General features: G+C 45.1%; 15 protein-coding genes. 6 read left to right on the plus strand and 9 right to left on the minus strand.

The window, feature by feature from the left end:
- Window positions 1-120: 120 nt before the first annotated feature.
- From NHH16_RS09455 to glgB, 5 genes are all read left to right on the plus strand, one after another.
- A complete protein-coding gene (locus tag NHH16_RS09455; RefSeq protein WP_262069352.1) occupies window positions 121-1,482 on the plus strand; it encodes an EAL domain-containing protein in 1,362 nt (453 codons plus the stop codon).
- 48 nt (window positions 1,483-1,530) lie between these two features.
- The gene (locus tag NHH16_RS09460) at window positions 1,531-2,664 is read left to right on the plus strand and encodes a class I SAM-dependent methyltransferase (RefSeq protein ID WP_262069353.1); all 1,134 of its coding nucleotides are present in this window, start codon (window positions 1,531-1,533) and stop codon (window positions 2,662-2,664) included.
- A complete protein-coding gene (locus tag NHH16_RS09465; RefSeq protein ID WP_262069354.1) occupies window positions 2,661-5,102 on the plus strand; it encodes a hypothetical protein in 2,442 nt (813 codons plus the stop codon). Before NHH16_RS09460 ends, NHH16_RS09465 begins: the two co-directional genes overlap by 4 nt.
- Window positions 5,103-5,144: 42 nt before the next feature.
- A complete protein-coding gene (locus tag NHH16_RS09470; RefSeq protein ID WP_330643510.1) occupies window positions 5,145-7,787 on the plus strand; it encodes a hypothetical protein in 2,643 nt (880 codons plus the stop codon).
- A gap of 78 nt (window positions 7,788-7,865) precedes the next feature.
- On the plus strand, window positions 7,866-9,773 hold the full coding sequence (gene glgB, locus NHH16_RS09475) for a 1,4-alpha-glucan branching protein GlgB (protein ID WP_262069355.1): 1,908 nt from the start codon (window positions 7,866-7,868) through the stop codon (window positions 9,771-9,773).
- 41 nt (window positions 9,774-9,814) lie between these two features.
- Here the strand turns inward: glgB and NHH16_RS09480 are convergent, their stop codons facing one another.
- The 9 genes from NHH16_RS09480 to NHH16_RS09520 are packed head-to-tail and all read right to left on the minus strand — an operon-like array spanning window position 9,815 to window position 18,275.
- Entirely contained in the window at window positions 9,815-10,438 is a 624-nt protein-coding gene (locus NHH16_RS09480; RefSeq protein ID WP_262069356.1) for a V-type ATP synthase subunit D, read from the minus strand.
- A 6-nt stretch (window positions 10,439-10,444) separates the two neighbouring features.
- Window positions 10,445-11,818 carry a V-type ATP synthase subunit B gene (locus tag NHH16_RS09485; RefSeq protein ID WP_262069357.1) on the minus strand — a complete coding sequence of 458 codons (1,374 nt, stop codon included), beginning with the start codon at window positions 11,816-11,818 and terminating at the stop codon, window positions 10,445-10,447.
- A 14-nt stretch (window positions 11,819-11,832) separates the two neighbouring features.
- The gene (locus tag NHH16_RS09490) at window positions 11,833-13,599 is read right to left on the minus strand and encodes a V-type ATP synthase subunit A (protein WP_262069358.1); all 1,767 of its coding nucleotides are present in this window, start codon (window positions 13,597-13,599) and stop codon (window positions 11,833-11,835) included.
- Window positions 13,592-14,179, minus strand: coding sequence for a V-type ATP synthase subunit E (locus tag NHH16_RS09495; protein ID WP_262069359.1), 588 nt, complete (start codon window positions 14,177-14,179; stop codon window positions 13,592-13,594). The genes NHH16_RS09490 and NHH16_RS09495 overlap by 8 nt, the downstream gene beginning before the upstream one ends.
- A 15-nt stretch (window positions 14,180-14,194) precedes the next feature.
- On the minus strand, window positions 14,195-14,503 hold the full coding sequence (locus tag NHH16_RS09500) for a V-type ATP synthase subunit F (RefSeq protein ID WP_262069360.1): 309 nt from the start codon (window positions 14,501-14,503) through the stop codon (window positions 14,195-14,197).
- A gap of 1 nt (window position 14,504) precedes the next feature.
- Window positions 14,505-14,945 carry an ATP synthase subunit C gene (locus tag NHH16_RS09505; protein WP_262069361.1) on the minus strand — a complete coding sequence of 147 codons (441 nt, stop codon included), beginning with the start codon at window positions 14,943-14,945 and terminating at the stop codon, window positions 14,505-14,507.
- A 29-nt stretch (window positions 14,946-14,974) separates the two neighbouring features.
- Window positions 14,975-16,918, minus strand: coding sequence for a V-type ATP synthase subunit I (locus NHH16_RS09510; protein WP_262069362.1), 1,944 nt, complete (start codon window positions 16,916-16,918; stop codon window positions 14,975-14,977).
- The gene (locus NHH16_RS09515) at window positions 16,915-17,961 is read right to left on the minus strand and encodes a V0D/AC39 family V-type ATPase subunit (RefSeq protein ID WP_262069363.1); all 1,047 of its coding nucleotides are present in this window, start codon (window positions 17,959-17,961) and stop codon (window positions 16,915-16,917) included. Before NHH16_RS09515 ends, NHH16_RS09510 begins: the two co-directional genes overlap by 4 nt.
- 2 nt (window positions 17,962-17,963) lie before the next feature.
- A complete protein-coding gene (locus NHH16_RS09520; protein ID WP_262069364.1) occupies window positions 17,964-18,275 on the minus strand; it encodes a hypothetical protein in 312 nt (103 codons plus the stop codon).
- Between the two features lie 234 nt (window positions 18,276-18,509).
- Between NHH16_RS09520 and trmB the strand changes: the two genes are divergently transcribed.
- Complete coding sequence (gene trmB, locus NHH16_RS09525; protein WP_262069365.1) at window positions 18,510-19,181, plus strand: tRNA (guanosine(46)-N7)-methyltransferase TrmB; 672 nt, start codon at window positions 18,510-18,512, stop codon at window positions 19,179-19,181.
- Window positions 19,182-19,257: the final 76 nt, after the last annotated feature.

Below are 19,257 nucleotides of genomic sequence, written 5' to 3' on the forward strand. Positions count from 1 at the left end.
ATACCAAAAAAACAACGATTATTGAGAGCATACAGTCGCTGGGTAATGAGAATGTGGTAAGGTTATTTTAGATAAGTGGCTATATTTTTTGCTGGGGAGCGAAAGTAAGGGGGGATTTTAATGAGAGAGAGTACGGAAATATTTGCGGAGTTTATTAATCTGAAGGAGCAGCCAACGTGTTTGATGGATTTAGAGACAGGAGAGTTCCTGCTAGCTAATGAAGCCTGTAAAAGAAAGATAATGGAACATTTTCCGCAAAAAATCAAAAAGCAAATGAAAGCGGAAAAAAACCAGAAGAAATCTTATACGTGGGAAGTCTGTTTACCCTATGAGAGTGTTTGGTACTCTTGCACGAGCCGAGGGTTTTCTTGGTTTGATGAGCGGACGGTGGTATTGACGACCTGTGAGGATGTAACGGCGGCAAAAATTGCCGAGGAACGAATCCACTACTTGGCATATCACGATAAGCGTCTTGATCTTCCAAACGGGGTTAAGCTTTATGAGGATTCGCGGGAGCTGACAGGGGTGGGAAACTTCTATCTTTGTTTTAATATTCAAGATTTGCGTAAAATAAATAATCTCTATGATAGAAAATTAGGGGATCGGTTACTTAAACAGATTCTTGCCTGGGTGAACGCTAATAAGGATACAGGAAAGCAAATTTATCGTGTGGAAAGTAGTGATTTTGTCATTCTTTTTGAGAACTGCGAACGGGGAGAAGTGATGCGAGCGGCGATGCGGATTTATAACCGCTTTGAAAGGCCTTGGGAGATAGAACTTGCCTCGGGAGTAAGGAAGGAATTATATGTTGGAATTCATATGGGCGTTTTAGGCGTAGGATATCCTGCCACGAGCTATGAAGCTGTACAGACATCGGTGGAAAAAGTGATGAGTTACGCTCGCCATGAGAACTACTTGATTTTATTTGATGAAGAAATCGATACGAAATTAAGCGAGCGCCTTAAATTTGAGGCTGATCTGCGCCGCTGTATTTTAAATGATATGGAAGGCTTTTCCTTAATCTATCAACCAATTGTGGAGGCTGCTTCTGAACGCTGGATTGGCATAGAAGCTCTTTGCCACTGGGAGCGACCGGGCTACGGCCCTGTGCCTTCGGCGATGTTTGTTCAAGAGGCGGAAAGTCTAGGACTGATTAGTCTTTTAACGGAATGGGTGCTTCACGAGGCAATCCGTCAGGTACAGGAATGGGGCTTAGACAAAAAAAGACGGTTTATCTTAAATATAAATATCTCGCCAATTCAGCTACAGGAGCGTGACTTATCCATTAAAATTGGAAGGGTGTTAAACCGCTATAATTTTCCATCTCGGAAGCTTCGTTTGGGAATTAGTGAAAACCAGGAAGTACCGATTGATCCACCGGTTGATATTATTAAAACAGAGCGCTCCTTGATGAAAGGGGTCTATTTTTCAAAACCAGTTCAAGCAGAGGTAATGGGAGAAAGTTTGGAAAAATTTGCATAAGCTTATTTTAAGATGTCAACGAGGGGAAAAAGTGGTACAATATACCCTATGAATGAGCAAATCCAGTTACTTACAGAAACACTAGATGAGAACCTAGTAGAAATGATATTTAGCAATCCTCGTCGGAGCGAGGAAGAGATAAAAAAAATAAAGGTGCGTCCCCTAATCATCCGGGAAGCACTTTTATTTCAGATTGAGAGCTTCCGCGGAAATCAGGTTTTTCATGAGAATCTGGAACGCACAGAAGCAATCGAGAACCTCACTTTAAAGAGTGAGGTCTTTCGGCAAGTCCAAATTACCACTACGACCGCATTTATCAGCGTCCTAATCAGCAAGAAGGGTAAAGTCACAATTAAGCGAAAAGCTCAGGAAAGCGCGCCGGCCATCACTAGCCATAATCGGCAAAAGCGTTACCTATTACCGGAAGGCGTGCCGGTACCCTTTCTTGTGGACCTAGGGGTTATGACGAAAGAGGGCCAGGTGGTAAAGAGTCACTTTCATAAGTATCGACAGATTAATCGCTTTTTAGAGTTTATTGAAGATATTTTGCCAGAGCTTGTGAGAAAAGATAATCAGCCGATCCGGATTATCGACTTTGGTTGTGGCAAATCGTATTTAACGTTTGCAATGTACTATTTCTTAAAAATCATGAATGGTTATGAAGTGGAGATGACGGGGCTTGATTTAAAGCAAGACGTAATAAAGCACTGTAATGAGCTGGCGAAGAAGTACGGATACGATCAACTTTCTTTTAGCATCGGCGATATCAAAGACTATCAGGAAGCGGAAAGCGTAGATTTGGTAGTCTCTCTTCACGCTTGCGACAAAGCCACGGATTATGCGTTAGAAAAAGCGGTCAACTGGCAGGCAAGGGTGATTCTCTCGGTGCCTTGTTGTCAACACGAGTTAAATGAGCAGATTAAGAACGAGACGCTGGCGCCAATTCTCAAATACGGATTACTAAAGGAGCGTCTAGCGGCACTCGTAACCGACGGGTTACGAGCTGAATACTTGGAAAGTGTGGGGTATAAGTGCCAACTCTTAGAATTTATCGATCTCGAGCACACTCCGAAAAATATTCTGATTCGTGCCATCCGAAACGGTAAGAAAAAATCACGAGCGCCCCTTAAAGAGTTGGAACAATTTCTTAATACCGACAGTACGATAGGAAATCTTATATGAAAAATGTAAAGAAGAAACTAATAAATGGCGGCATCATCATGGCAACCTTTATCCTTGCAGTCATTGTCTTCTCAGCCATTATCAATCGTGGAAGCGATAAACAGGTCTCGGATATGAGTGAGCCTAGTCTTCCTCAGATTGCCTTTGCGACGAAAGAGTATCAGGTAAACCAAATCAGTGGCTATACAAAAGCGATGGATCTGCAGGCGATGCGAGATGTGATGACACCTGTCTATGCAGGCAAATTGCGGGTGAAGTTACTGCCTTATGAAAATACCTTAACAAAATTGAAATACAGTATCTATACCAGAAATGGCGAGGAAGAGCTTGAAAGCGCGGAAATCAAAAATCCTGGCGAAGAGGAAAGTCTTGATCTCTCCAGTGAAGGGCTGTTAGAGGAGGAGCGAATTATGAAAATTCAGCTCTTCACTCAGGCAGATGAGCCAATCAACTTTTACACAAGGCTTGTAGACGGTGAGAGTAACCGAGCCGAAGAGTGCATCGCTTATGCCCAGAGCTTTCATGAAGCTGCCATTACCGGAGAGAACTCGGAGATTGTAACGGCGACCATTAGCCCGGACTACCGGGTAGATAACAGCTCTTTTGCTCACGTAACCGCAGCTAATAGCTATGAAAATGTGAGCTGGGGTGACCTAGCGCCTCAAGTAGAGGGCAAGGTAAACTGCGTAGTAACAGAGATTCGGGCGAATTATACTTGTGTGCGCCTAGAATACCGAGTGATTACGGCTGGTGAAGAAGCGGAAACTGACCTTTATAACGTAGAAGAGTTTATGAAGGTTCGCTATAGTGACACGGGTGGTCAGTTGGTGTATTATGACCGAACAATGACCCAGGTGTTTGACATTACCGAGCCTGTGCTTAACGCCAAGGGTATTCTCTTAGGAATTACCCCAGGTGATATTCCTTATCTGGCGACGAAAGATGGGGAGGAAGCAACTTTTGTTCAGGCGGGGACGGTGTGGAGCTATAGCCGGGAGCGGGACGAGATTGCCCGGGTCTTTAGCTTTAGTGATAGTACGAACTACGATCCTCGGAGCAGCCGAGGCAACCACCAGATAAAGCTACTGAATATTGATACGAAAGGAAACACTACCTTTGGTGTTTACGGTTATATGAATAGGGGGCCTCACGAAGGCGAAGTGGGGGCGGCTATCTACTATTATAATGTGGCTAAGAACGCCGTAGAGGAGAAGATCTTTATCACCTCAGATCAATCCTACGGTAACGTGGCCTTAGAGCTTGATCAGCTAGTCTATTATAGTGAGACGAGTAATGCCTTTTACGTAATCGTCGGTGGGAGCCTTTACCAAGTGGATTTGGAGAAGTCGGAGAAGGCCAAAAAGGTCTTGGTGTCCGGCTTAACAGAGGGAAGTTATGTGACGGCTCCTGCTAGCAAGCGAATTGCCTATCGTAACCCGAAAGATGAAAGTGAGTTAATTATTCTGAATCTGGAAAGTGGCGAAGAGCAGCGTCTTAAAAGCGAGGGTGAAGAATGCCAGATTCCTTTAGGCTTTGTCAACAATGATTTTGTAGTGGGCTATGCTAGAGAAGCGGACCGAGGAAAAACAACCTTAGGCGAAGAAATAGAGCCGATGTATCAAGTTAAAATTGTGGATGCCAAAGGTAAGGAAATAAAAGAATACACCCAGGAGAATATTTATATCACCGAAGCTTTGATCGAGAATAACATGATTACCCTTAAGCGCGTGTCCCAAACAGATGGCAGCTTTCAAAGTATTGGCGAGGATTATATCGTCAACAATGAAGAGCAAGAAGAGGCGAAAATCATCCCGGAATACTATGTCACCAAGTATAAGGGCTTACAGTGGCGCTTGACCTATACCGGTGGGATTGCTAGGAAAGAGCCTGAGCTTTTGACACCAAAGCAGTTAACACAGGGCAAACCCTTTGTGGTTAGCTTTGCGAAGGAGAAGTCAGAGAAAGCGGAGCAATCTTCTTATTATGTCTACGGCAATGGACGTCTTAAGGGCAAGTATAAAGAAGTTGGTGCCGCGATTGTGGCCGCGGAAGGTTATTCGGGTCTCGTGATAAATGACCGTTTGCAGTACGTCTGGGAGCGGGGAAATCGTTATTTAATCTATACGATTACCAGTGAGCCGGAGCTTTTGAAAAAAATGAGGAGCCAACTGAGTACCGATCAATCCCCTCTAGAAGCGCTGGATGAGTTAGAAGGATATGGGGCGATTAACTATACAGGCGCGAAGCTTTCTCAGCTTCTTTATTGTATCAACAGAGACCGGGCGATTGTGGCGATTACCGCGGATAATAGTAAGCTAATTATCTATGGCTATGATGAAGAAAATGCCCAATATATCGAGGTTAGCAGTGGAGAAACAAAAACATTGCCACAAGCGGCGATAGACCAAATGACAATTGCATACTTAGGGATAATCTGATAAACTAAAAACAGTGTAAACAAGAATGTTGAGGTGAAGACTTTGGATAAATACGAGTACAAAGTAAAAACGGAACAAATGCTAGAGTATATGGAGAAGAAGCAGGATGTTAAGGCTGCGGAAATCGCCGATACAATTGATTGGAAACGAGTGAAGAACGTCGCCATGTTAAATAACGTGAGCGAGATATATGAAAATGCTGGCGAGCTTGCAAAAAGCCGTGAGGTTCTCTACATTGCTTTTGATAGAGCGCCAGGAAGCAAGAAAATTATGTATCGTTTGGCCGTTCTCGCTATTCGTGTAGGCGATTTGGCCGAAGCGGTGGATTGCTATGAGTCTTTTGTTAATCTGGCTCCGAAAGACCCTAATCGATATGTATTAAAGTATCGGATTCAAAAAGCGCAAAATGCTAGTTTGGCTGACCAGATAAGTACCCTAGAGGACTTAAAAAAGGCCGAATACGTGGAGAAGTGGGCGTATGAATTAGCGACCCTCTACGATCAGGCGGGGATGGCTTCTAAGTGTATAGAAGAATGCGATGATTTGATTCTGTGGTTTAGTGAAGGTAAGTATGTCTATAAGGCGATGGAGCTTAAGCAGACTCATAAGCCTTTAACGCCATTACAGCAAGAAAAGTACAATCAAAGACCGGGAGTGAAGGTCGCCACTGAAGAGACGCCGACCCGGGAAAAAGAAGCTACTGTACCAGCAGAAACGATTGTCATGCCAAGTATCGGCAGTGAGTCAAAAGTCGCGGATGAACCCGAAGAAGCTGGGGAAACGGCGGAAGAGGCAGCCACTGTCTTTACGGAAGCAGACGTAGCGGAAGAAGCACAAGCTCCTAGTTCTGGGGTGACAAAAACCGTATTTACAGGTGAGAACCTCCAGGATGCGCTTAAAAAAGGCGTGATGCATGCCAGTGGCGCTTCCGTAAAGGAAGAAGAACCCGAAGAACCAGAAGAGCAGAAGACTGATGAAGAGTTGCTGCTATCAGGCAAAATGAAAATTGATGAGCTTTTAGCGGATTGGGAAAACAAACAAAAAGAAGTTGAAAAGCAGATTCAAGCCCAGAAAGAGATAGACGAGGTGCGCATTGAGAAAGAGCGCCAAGAGTCAGAAGCCAGAGTAGCCGCTGAGCGAACAAGACTTCAAGAAGAGGCGGAGGCCGAAAAGCAAAGACAGTTAGAAGCCCAGCGTCTTGCCAAGGAGCAGGAAGAGCGAGAAACCGTAGCGGCAATTATGGCCGATGAGGAAGACGACGAGTTTGCCGATATTGAGTTTGCGGCCACTGATGAAGAGGGCGATGAAGAAGAATTTACCGTCTCTGACGAGGAAGATGACTTTACGGTTACGGCTGATGATGAGTTTGACGATGATGAAGATTTTGATGAAGACGAAGATTACGGCGAGTTTGAAGTAGTTGGGGAAGAGGATGAGGAAGTCGCCGACGAGGATGAAGACTTCGACTTTGATGAAGACAATGATTTTGACGACGACGATTTTGATGTGTCTATTGACCCAGATGACTTTGCTGAAGACTTTGACGAGATTGATGACGATTTCGGTCTTGAGCCGGCAGAAGACGTGGCAGAGGTAGAGGATGACTTCGACGATGATTTTGACGACGAAGACGAGTTTGATGAGGAATTTACCGAAGAGTTTGATGAAGACGAAGCATTTGCCGAAGATGACGAGGATGACTTCGATGAGGATGAGCTAGAGGCAGAAGAGTTTGAAGAAGCGGATGAGGAAGAAGACGACGAGGAATTCGATCTCCATAAAGCCTTAGAAGAGACCATCGAACCGACTGAGGAAGAAATCCAGAGACGAATCAAGAAATCTAAGGGCGGTGTGCCATTTGATACTGGCTTTGTAGTGACTGGCCGGTATGACTTAAGCGCCACTAGCGAAATCGGCCTTAAGGCAGGTCTTACGGAAGAACAGAAGAAATTATTTTCTTACTTTGTACCTGTTCGCGGCATGAGTGAGCAGATTGTTGAAGTGTTAGACAATGATAGACGTACGCAAAAAGAAGGCACTTCTAAAGTGGGTAATATCTTAGTTATTGGTCGCAAGGGTTCAGGAAAGACTGTACTAGCCGTTGATATCGTGAAAGCCATTCAGAAGCAGCGGAACTTAAAGCAAGGTAAGATCGCTATTGTTACAGGTGAGTCTCTAAATAAGAAAGAGTTAACGACAATCTTTAAAAAGCTTAGAGGCGGGGCCATCATTATTGAGAAGGCTGGAAAGCTTAATTCGCGGACGATAAAAGAGCTGAATATGCTGATGGATAAGCAAACGGGCGAAATTCTTTTTGTCCTTGAAGATCAGCGTAAACCGCTAGAGCGAATCTTCACGGCTCACCCAGACTTTAAGAAGAAGTTTAGTTCGAAGCTGGAGTTACCGGTGTTCATTAATGATGAGCTAGTTACCTTTGGACAAACGTATGCGAAGGAAAATGGCTACAAACTAGATGAGATGAGTATCTTAGCTCTTTATAGCCGGATCGATGCCATGCAACGAGACGACCACTCCGTAACGGTTGCTGAGGTTAAGGAGATTATGGACGAAGCGATTGCTCATTCACAGAAGGCAAATGTAAAGCATCTAGCTCGTCGAGTATTTGGTAAGAGCACCGATGCCTCTGACCGAGTAATCCTTAAAGAAGAGGATTTTAGAGTATAAAATAGAACTAAAAAAAAGAGGATTGCTAGTAGAATTAGCAATCCTCTTTCACACTAAGAGCGAAGGGACGGAGCGAGAATGGACGGAAAAAAAACCTATCAAGAAATCGGTGAACTGGATTCCTATCTATTAGGTCAGGGAACCCATTACGACATTTATCAGAAATTAGGCGCTCACTTAGGAGAAAAGGACGGCGAAGAGGGGGTCTTTTTTGCTACCTGGGCTCCCAGGGCAAAGAGGGTCTCAGTGGTGGGAGAATTTAACGGCTGGGATGAACATGCGGCGGTTATGACGCCGGACACCGGCGCCGGGATTCACAGTGTGTTTGTACCGGGAGCGAAAGAAGGCCAGCTGTACAAGTTTTGCTTGCAAACACCTACTGGTGAACTCCTCTATAAAGCGGATCCGTACGCCAATTACGCGGAACTGAGACCGGGAACGGCATCTCGTATATTTGATCTGGATAAAATCAAATGGAGTGATAGCGCCTGGTTAAAGAAGCGGCAGCGCTTTCAGTGCACAAAGGATCCAGTGTCTATCTATGAGATGCACCTGGGCTCTTGGCGGCGTCATCCTGGCAGAGAGGACGAGGGCTTCTATAACTACCGGGAATTTGCCGAAAGCATTGCCCAGTACGTAACCGAGATGGGGTATACTCATGTGGAACTGATGGGCATTGCCGAGCATCCCTTTGATGGTTCCTGGGGGTATCAGGTGACGGGCTACTTTGCACCTACCTCTAGATACGGAACGCCAGAGGATTTTGCCTGGATGGTTAATTATCTGCACAAGCAAGGGATTGGTGTTATCCTTGACTGGGTGCCGGCCCACTTCCCTAAAGATGCCCACGGCCTCGCTAATTTTGACGGAACACCGACGTATGAATACGCGGATCCCAAGATGGGTGAGCATCCCGATTGGGGGACGAAGATTTTTGACTTTGGCCGAAGTGAAGTGCAGAATTTTCTGATCGCTAACGCCCTCTTTTGGATTGAAAACTTCCATGTGGATGGCCTTAGAGTGGATGCGGTGGCTTCGATTCTTTACTTGGATTACGGTAAGGAAGATGGTCAGTGGGTAGCTAATAAATACGGGGGCAATAAGAACTTAGAGGCAGTCGGCTTCTTTAAGCATCTAAACTCCGTTGTCCTAGGAAGAAATCAAGGAGCTATGATGATTGCCGAAGAATCCACGGCTTGGCCGAAGGTGACGGCGCCAGCAGAAGACGATGGCTTGGGATTTTCTCTTAAATGGAACATGGGCTGGATGCATGATTTTACCGAATATATGAAACTGGATCCGTATTTCCGCAAGGAACATCACCACCAGATGACGTTTGCCATGAGCTACGCTTATAGCGAGAACTATATCCTGGTACTTTCCCACGACGAAGTGGTGCATATGAAAGGCTCGATGATCAATAAGATGCCGGGGCTTGGCTTTGACAAGTACGCCAACTTAAAAGTAGGTTACGCCTTTATGTTTGGCCACAGCGGGAAAAAGCTCTTATTTATGGGACAGGAGTTTGCTCAACTTAGGGAGTGGAGTGAAGAACGAGAACTTGACTGGTTCCTGCTTCAAGAGCCAGAACACCAGGCTTTGCAGGCTTGGGTGAAGGAGCTTCTCCATCTCTATAAGGAGTATCCGGCGCTTTATGAATTAGATAACGATCCGGCCGGCTTTGAGTGGGTCAATGCCGATGATGGGTATCGCAGCATCTATAGCTTTATGAGAAAGAGTAAGTCAGGAAAGAAAAGCCTACTGTTCGTCTGCAACTTCACGCCTATTGCGAGAGAGGATTACCGCGTAGGTGTACCCTCTGGGAAGGATTACACCTTAGTTCTTAATAGCGATGCCAAGAAGTACGGCGGTGAGGGGACTAGACGTAAGAAAGTCTACCCTGCTAAAAAAGGTGAGTGCGATGGTCTCCCCTATAGCATAGGTTATAAATTGCCACCTTTTGGAGTCGCGGTTTTTGAGTTTTAAGGGGAACAATTCAGGATATAAAAAAGATTAGCCAATTAAGGCTAATCTTTTTTAGTGTGCATCTTTTTAATTACTTTCAGTCTGGTAAATTCTTCCCGTTCCTTTTCCTCTAGGGCGTTGGTGATGTTGTGTACTAACGCTGCGTACATAGGAATGGTGATATTCTTAAGGGCATTCGCTCTCTTTTGGGTTTTCTTAATGTTAGTCGCTAGCCGATAGGCAGCGTTTTCCACCATGGAAAGCTTTACAGTTAAGTCCTTAACGGCTCGGAACGCATCTCTGGCAATATCGATGGATTCATGAGTACTCTCGAAAGAATAGGTAAGCTTATTGCCGGTAGCATCGTACTTAACGTGAGGTATCTCCGTACCCATAATACTTCGGGTCTGAATCTGAATGGAGTCCTCAATCGGTACGGTAAAGGCAATCTCTTGCACCTTGCTAATTCCGTGTTCGATATTCGTTCGCTGTAGACAAGCATAGGCTCTTGTAAAGGTCGAATCGATTTCTTCCTGAATATCCTTGGCTTCATCGATGAGACTCATTAACTCTTTTAAGAGAATATTTCTTTTTTTATCCATCAAATCATAACCTTGGTGAGCCAAGGCCAAAGAGTTCTTTGCGATAATTAAATTACCCTTCGTTGGAAATTCAATTGGATTCATAAGTCATTACTCCTTGTAATACTTGTCAATAATCTTCGTATCGATGCGGTCTAATTCCTCTTTTGGCAAGAGTCGTAGAAGCTCCCAGCCTAGGTCTAGGGTTTCGATTACGGTACGGTTCTCTGCCGGTCCCTGGCCGATGTAGCGATTTTCGAATTCTTTACCGAACTCTAAGTACTTTTTATCGATGGGTGACAGTTCATCCTCACCGATAACGGACGCTAGATTTCGCGCTTCTCCTACCTTCGCATAAGAAGAGAAAAGCTGGTTGGCAAGATCCTGGTGATCTTCTCTTGTATACCCTTCACCGATTCCGTCCTTCATCAGTCGCGATAGGGACGGTAGAATACTGATTGGTGGGTAGATGGATTGTCCGTATAAGCTACGATCGAGAACGATTTGCCCTTCGGTAATATACCCCGTTAAATCAGGAATCGGATGAGTAATATCATCATTTGGCATCGTCAGAATTGGTAGCTGGGTTACTGAGCCATTTGCTTCTTCGATAATACCTGCCCGTTCGTAAATCGTTGCTAGTTCGCTGTAGAGATAACCAGGATAACCCTTTCTTGAAGGAATCTCACCCTTAGAAGAGGAGACTTCCCGGAGCGCTTCTGCAAATGAGGTCATATCCGTTAAGATAACTAGGATGTGCATGTTTTGCTCAAAGGCTAAGTATTCCGCCACGGTTAAAGCCACCCGAGGCGTGATTAGACGCTCTACTACAGGGTCGTTGGCGAGGTTGAGAAACATACATACGTGGTCGGCTACGCCGCTTTCGTCAAAGGTCTTTTGGAAAAATTCAGCCACATCGTGCTTGACACCCATAGCGCCAAAGACGATGGCGAAATCCTCATCGGAGTCACCGCCGAGAGAAGCCTGCTTAACGATTTGGGCCGCTAGCTGATCGTGAGGCAGACCGTTTCCTGAAAAAATAGGAAGCTTCTGGCCACGGATCAGGGTCGTTAGCCCGTCGATTGCAGAGATACCAGTGTTAATATAGTTTCTTGGATATTCTCGTTTTACCGGGTTAAGGGGAAGTCCGTTAACGTTCTTTCGATATTCGGTGTTCACCGGACCAAGCCCGTCGATAGGTTGGCCGATTCCGTTAAAGGTACGACCTAGCATTTCCGGAGAAACAGCGACTTCCATCGGGTGTCCGGAAAGCTTGGTGTGGGTGTTAACTAGTGACATATTCTCCGTACCTTCAAATACTTGAATTACGGCTTTATCTTCATAAAGCTCGACAATACGTCCCATCTTGCGAGTATTGCCGTCTACTACAAATTCTACGATCTCGTCAAAAAAGGCGTCCTGTACCCCTTCGAGGATAACGAGAGGGCCATTTATGCTGCTAAGACCAAGATATTCTATTGCCATTTCTATGCCCTCCTTTAAGCGTTTTTGGCGATAACGTTATTGTAAAAGTCATCAATGTCTTTTTTGTACATATCCAGTAATTGCAGGTTGTCATTGGGCACATCGTATTTGATAGCAATTACCCTTTCGAAGATGCCTTCCGACTTTAAGACAGACATCGGCATGCCCATAGCGATTAATTTTCTGGATACTTTGTATAAGTAGAGAATCACGTCCATCATCCGGAACTGCTTTTCGAGAGACACACAAGTGTCGTCTTTGTGGAAAGCGTTCTGCTGGAGAAAACCAAGACGAATAACTTTCGCAATCTCAAGGGTTAGCTTCTGGTCATCGGGAAGGACGTCGCCGCCGATAAGCTTAACGATTTCCATCAGCGAACTCTCTTGGTTTAGAAGAGTCATTAAGCGATTTCGATAGTCCACAAACTTAGGTGAAACATTATCGGTAAACCATCCACTTAGGTCGCCTACGTATTCGCTATAACTAGTTAGCCAGTTAATGGCTGGGAAGTGTCTGGCATAGGCTAGGGACTTATCTAGGCCCCAGAAGCAGCGAACAAAGCGCTTGGTGTTCTGGGTAACCGGTTCGGAGAAGTCACCACCTTGAGGGGAGACGGCACCGATAATCGACACGCTACCGGTGGCTCCGTTTAAGGTTTGCATCATCCCGGCTCGCTCGTAAAAGGCAGAAAGTCTTGAAGCTAAGTAGGCCGGGAAGCCTTCTTCCGCAGGCATTTCTTCCAAACGTCCGGAAAGCTCTCTAAGAGCTTCCGCCCACCGTGAGGTAGAATCGGCCATAATCGCCACGTCATAGCCCATATCCCGGTAATATTCAGCGAGGGTAAGGCCAGTATAGATAGAAGCCTCACGAGCGGCTACGGGCATATTAGAGGTGTTAGCAATGAGGACCGTCCGGTCCATCAAAGGATTGCCGGTCTTAGGGTCTTCTAGTTCGCCAAACTCTTCTAGGACCTGAGTCATCTCGTTGCCACGCTCGCCACAACCGATGTAGACGATAATATCCGCATCAGACCACTTAGCAATCTGGTGTTGGGTCATCGTCTTTCCCGTGCCGAAGCCGCCAGGAATGGCAGCAGTACCGCCTTTAGCGATGGGAAACATAGTATCGATAATCCGCTGTCCCGTAACTAGCGGTACACTGGCTGAATAGCGGTGGTGCACCGGTCTTGGTACTCGGATAGGCCATTGCTGGGTCATAGTCAATTCTTTTTTACTACCGTCTCGCAGTTCGATTACGACTAAGGTCTCGTCGATGGTATATTCGCCATCAGGAACCACGCTTACCACTTGTCCGTAGACATCAGGTGGCACCATACATTTATGAAGGATAGCTCTGGTTTCAGGCACCTCAGCGATAATTGTGCCGGGGGTTAAGCGGTCTCCTACTTTCACCGTTAGGTGGGTTTCCCACTTCCGGGTCTTGTCTAGTGAATCTACAGAGACCCCGCGACTAATAAAGGCACCGCCTTCTTGGGCGATCATTTCGAGTGGTCGTTCAATGCCATCGAAGATATTATTTAAGATTCCCGGGGCTAGGGTAACAGAGACCGCAGCGCCGGTGGATTCAACGGTTTCTCCCGGCCTAAGACCGCCGGTTTCCTCGTAAACCTGAATCGTGGTTGTTTGACTATCGAGAGAAATAACCTCGCCCACTAGCTTCTCGTCGCCTACGTGGACCATTTCTGACATCTTCAGAGCGGTCTCCCCTTTTAAGTAGATTACGGGACCGTTAATACCGTAAATAGTTCCGGAGTTATTCAATTCCCGCACCTCCCTTTAAAGTGAAATTGTGGAACTCTGTCGCCAACGCTTCTTTAAAAGCGTGGTCAACTAAAATGTTTCTTTTGTGAATTACACAGCGAACGCCGCCGATAAAATCTTCTTTACTAATGGTTAAAGTCATACCGGTTCGTTCTTCTAAGGAGGCTTTTTTGCCTTCATCGGAGGGGTTGATGTAGATTACCATCTCGTCTCCCTTAGCAAAACGCACGGCACTGCGGATATAGCTGATGAGCAGTTCCTCATACTCAGGAGTTTTCATGTATTCATCGAGCAATTCGCGTACTTCGGCGAATAGCTTTTTCTTTAATTCCGTCTGAGTTTCACCGAGACTCTTTTTAAGCTCTAAGCCAGCTTTAGAAGAGGCCATATTTAGCTGTTGCTTAGCAGAAATGCGCTCCGCTTTAATGCGGGTGTCCATTTGGTGCATCGCTTCGCTACGGTGCTGCTCGAATACCCGGTTTAAGGCGTCTTCGTGTTGTTTAATGATGGCGTTACCCTTAGCCCGCGCTTCTTCCATGGCCGAGTCCCTGAGAAACTCTAGTTTTTTTTCTATATTCAAAGATGGTCACCTTCTTTACAGTTTTAGTCCGATGGCTTCGTTTACATACGAAGTGATAAAATCTTTTTTACGGCCGGTCCCGTGTCTATCAGGAATTTCGATCAATAAAGGCATGGTCCTGGCGAGTTTAATCTCGTCAATCAAGTCAGGGAATTCCCGCCCGAACTTTTCCGTTAGGAGAATAATACCAATGCTTTTATCGTTCATGGCGTCTTCGAGGGCGGTTCTTAATTCGTTCTTTTCGTGAACGATCACCCCATCGACGCCGGCAAGACGCATTCCTGTCAGAGTATCGATGTTATCACTGATCAGGTACATCTTCATCTTACAATTTACCGATGATCATGAAGGAGATGATAAGTCCGTAGAGACATACACCTTCTGCAAGACCAACGAAGATAAGTGATTTACCAAGAGCGCTGGGATCTTCGCTAATAGCGCCAAGAGCGGCACTAGCGGCTGAAGCAACAGCGATACCACCACCAACACAGGAAAGACCGGTTGCCAGTGCAGCGGCGAGGTAACCAAGGCCAGTAGACATGCCAGCGGCACCAGCGGCATTAGCTGCTTCGGCAGCTTCGGCAGGGGTGCCACTAAAAAGCATAATTCCGGCGATTAAAAAGGCGCCAAAATAGAAAAATACATTTGCGCCAAGCGCTTTTTTGTAACGGTTCTTACTTCTTTCGCCCAATAGGAAATATCCGAAAGGAACGATGATGCCTAAGATAATGGCGGTAATTAATAATAATTTTACTGCTAGTGTCATAATTCAAATCCTCCTTGAATGTGTGTGATCTATTTTACTTTATTTTTTTTGTTAAACGGTTTGAACTCGCGGCCGGTGCCTCTGTAGAACCGGCTGAACATTTCGTAATACTCAAGTCTTAGTACCTGAATACCGACGATTAAGCCTTCGATTCCGATGACGATAAGGTTACCGATGATGATAACGGGCCAACTAATCTGGCCTTTATCAGCGCCAGCTAGCATGAGCACGACTTCCATAATGGCAGCGTGGCTGACGGCAAAAGCGCCGATACGCACGTAAGAAAGGGTGTTCGAAAAGTAACTGAGCATGGTTTCAAAGATTTCGAAAAATGCTTGGACGAAGAACATCACCTTTCCTTCTTCAATCTTTTTGTGGTTACGCTCCACTAAGTTGGTCAGTGGCTCCTTAAAGATGAAGACGAGAATGGGAATTCCTAGGAAAATGGCTAATAATACATTCCCCGGGGTCTTATGACCGGTAAAGAAAAGTACTACCGTGACAATAATCATTCCGTAAAAGATGAAACCAGCGATGCCATTAGGTGAGAACCAAATATTCTCAGTATCCTTGGCCCGAATGGAGTTGATGATTTGGAAAACCATCACTAAAAGGTTAAGTGCCATACCAAAGGCGATGGCGATGATAAAAATCGTATTAAGCTGTCCTACAAAGGGGAGCTTGGTCATGGCTTCCACGGGGCGCATCCACTTGGCGTGAATAATATTCTCAAAACCGAAGACGCTACCGAACATAAAGCCGAAGAACATGGAAAACAACCCAGCGATGGAGATGATGCCAGCCAGATTCATTTTTTTCGTCAGGTAGAGGATGCCGCCGATAATGAAGAGTAGCGCTCCTTGACCCACGTCACCAAACATGGCCCCGAAGATTAAGGTGTAAGTAAGGGCCACGAAAATGGTGGGGTCCATCTCCTTTTCATCGGGCATACCGTACATTTTTATAAACATCTCGAAGGGCTTAAACAGCTTCGGGTTCTTTAGTTTAGTTGGTGGCTTTCCGTAGAATTTCTCTCGGTCCTCTTCAACTACAGCAAAGACCCGGTCATCGTTTTCGATATCTTTAAGGAAGTGCTCCACATCTTTTTCGCCCATCCAGCCACAGATAATGTAGTGGTCTTCTTCGTTATTCTTGACCCGAGCGGCCATTTTACGAACATCGAAGTTGTTGGATAATTCTTCTAAGCGGTTCTGAGTGGCCAGGAGTTCCTCCCGGTGATTATCCACCAGACCTTGCATTTGATTATCCAGTTCATCGATTTTTGTTTCGGCGGCCTGAATCTCATCATCCAACTTTTTGTAGGATTCGGTAGGAGTGTCGTCGTAGTGATCATCCAAACCAATCTTCTCAAAATGGAGTGAACTGAAGACGGAGTCAACCTTTCCCACCTCGCTATTAGAGACAAAGTAGCAGCCGTAAACGTAGCTGTCGTTTCGCATACCCTCTAAAAAGATGGCGTGGAGGTCGTTATATAGATACTTTTCCAGCTTCTGATAATAATCGATAGCAATACGACCGAAACGGACTTTGAAATACTCCAGATTAAGTACTTGGTGCAAATTCATGTCCAAAGATTTAAAGGGTTCGAGGACGTCTCGCTTCTCTTTTAGAGAATCTCGGTCTTTTTTCAAAAGTTCCTGCTTTTCCTGAAGTTCTAAGCTGTCGTGATTAATTTCGCGAATCAAGTCTAACATTTCATCCACGGTAAGCTCAGTCTTGATGGTTTCATCCTCGGTCCCAGGGACGCTTAGGTGTTCCACCAGTTTTTCCGCTTTCTGGAGGGCGTCACGGTAAGGGTTGACATCCACGAAAGGCATTAAGTTATCCGTGGTCCGTAGTTCCGTCACGGCATTTTCTAGTTGCATCTCATACTTGGAGAGATACGTATCGCTGACCCTGTCAATATCGGTCCGTGGTCCGCTAATACTTAAAAACTTCATTTTAACAATCAATGAATTACACCTCCTATGTAATTTAAGGTCTCACCTTTTGATAGATCATAACGTATACATTCTAAGGCGGCGGTCAACTTATCAATCTCATTTTCCTTTTGGAAAAAGTAGGTGTTGATGCTTGCCACCGAGTAGGGGTTGTTTCGTCTATCGGACATATACAGTTTGATCATACACTCTTTATATAGCTGTTCCAGGGTCTTAGTGCCGTCTAAGTTATAGCGCTTCGCGTAGTAAGTACCACTGAGAACGTTTAGAAATTCCGTTACGGAAGGTGCTTCCACCAGAGCCTTAAAGTTCTCGATCTTTAGTCGGTAATGAATAGGCAATACAATGGCGTAGATATCAGGGGGAAGCATATTGTAATACTTCTTCGCCCGGTAGATCCACTGCAGATTCATTAAATCAATAGCCGTTCCCACATCTTTAGTAAAGAGCTCAAGTTCTTTACCTGCTAAGGTGCGCTTTCGGGATTTCCAAATACTGGAAAAGGAGTAAAGGTCAAGGGCTAAGTCATAGTCGAATAGGGTAGGGTTCTCCGTATTCTTTATGCGGGAGAGGGGCTCGTAGTATTCTGTATCTTTTAAATTTTCCACCAACTCTTCCGGAGAGTTAGAGGTAATTAGCTTGTCAATCTTCAGTTGAGAATAACGGTCGAAGAAATCCCTCTTATAGTCTAGATCAAAAGGCCAGTCGTAGTGATTAAACACAATCCGCAAACAGTAATTGACCAAATCTACTTCGTATCTCTTGATATAGAACTTCATAAATTTCTTTTGCTCTATGCCGGCAAAGCGAAAGACCTTGGTGTAGTCATCATACAAGGACTGAATTAACACCTTTTCAATATGCCGCCGGTGATGCAAAGAAGCATCGAGAGGCCCAATGTAGGGTTCATAGGAAGGCGTCTCTTTTAAATATTCGATTACTTCCGGTACGGTGTGCATGCCGGCGATGGTTTCGAAATCCTCATCGGTGAGAAGTTTTGCCTGCATCGCTTTAAGCTTGGCCACGATACCGCTGTACGACATCACTTTATCCATGCTTATACCTCAGTTATTTTCTTTAGTATTTCCTGCGCATACTTTGCGTGGTTTTCATTATAATCTTGAATCAAGGTATCAATGGTGCTTTGGTTCGAGTCTTTTTGCTCATCAATTAGGCCGTTCATGGTACTTTCGGTTTCGCTACGAATCTTGTCAACCTTTGCTTTCGTCTCGGCTTCTAACTCTTTGTCAAATTGATCTCGCTTCCCCTGTAACTCTTTTTCTACCGTGTACTTTTGGTCCTCTGCACTCTTAACAATGGCCTTTCCCGTTGCCTCGATTTCAATAATCTTCTTCACTACTTCATCCATTGCGATTTTCCTTTCTTCCTATTAACATGTAACTTAACTAATTTAAGTCGACAAATTATATCATACTCCGAAAAAAATAAATTACTATCGTTATTATACACCGTTTTAGAGGGCTTTCTATAGAAAGTTTTGGTAAAGTTTCATATTATTTGGTACACTGAATAAGGTAATTACCCTTTTATATTAAATATGTATAATAAATGTATAAAGTTTAGGTGAAAAAGGAGATAAGTAATGCGTTTACGAAATATTCCGAGAGCGACGAAAGTATTAGCCCAGAGCTCTCTGGTAATCAAAGAGGAAAAGGAAAAGAAGGGAAAATGGCAGATGGTTTTTGCCAGGGAGGCACCTCTCTATATCGAGATCGGGATGGGGAAGGGAAAGTATATCGAAGCCCAAGCCCTTGCCAATCCCGAGATAAACTTTATCGGGATTGAGCGCTATCCAAGCGTACTCCTGCGAGCCGTCGAGCGCCTTCAGGAGGCCGAAGCGGCGCCACCGGAGAATCTACGGTTCTTGTGTATCGATGCGAATGAATTGCCAGAGGTGTTTGCCCCAGGAGAAGTGTCCCGGATATATTTAAATTTTTCCGATCCTTGGCCCAAAGCGAAGCACGCGAGAAGACGTTTGACCTCAAGCGAATTCTTAGCTAGGTATGACCAGTTCTTAGAAGAGGAGGGACTGCTAGAGTTCAAAACCGATAACGAAAAGCTCTTCGATTTTTCCCTGGAAGAAGTGGAAAATAGCGACCGATTCACATTGCTCGCTCATACCTATGATCTGCATAACGACAAAGAGATGTGTGTCGGTAACATTATGACAGAGTACGAAGAGAAGTTTTCTGGTATGGGTTACCCTATTCACAAATTAATCGCGAAACGAAAGAAAGCTTCTAGTCCCGCTTAGGACTGGAAGCTTTCTTTGGCTGTGCGCCTGGCGGCGCACGTTTCTAACCGGTGTAAGTCCGCAATCCGCCCGGTAG

It is taken from the genome of Ohessyouella blattaphilus, assembly GCF_024721265.1.
Taxonomy (GTDB): Bacteria; Bacillota; Clostridia; order Lachnospirales; family Lachnospiraceae; genus Aequitasia; species Aequitasia blattaphilus_A.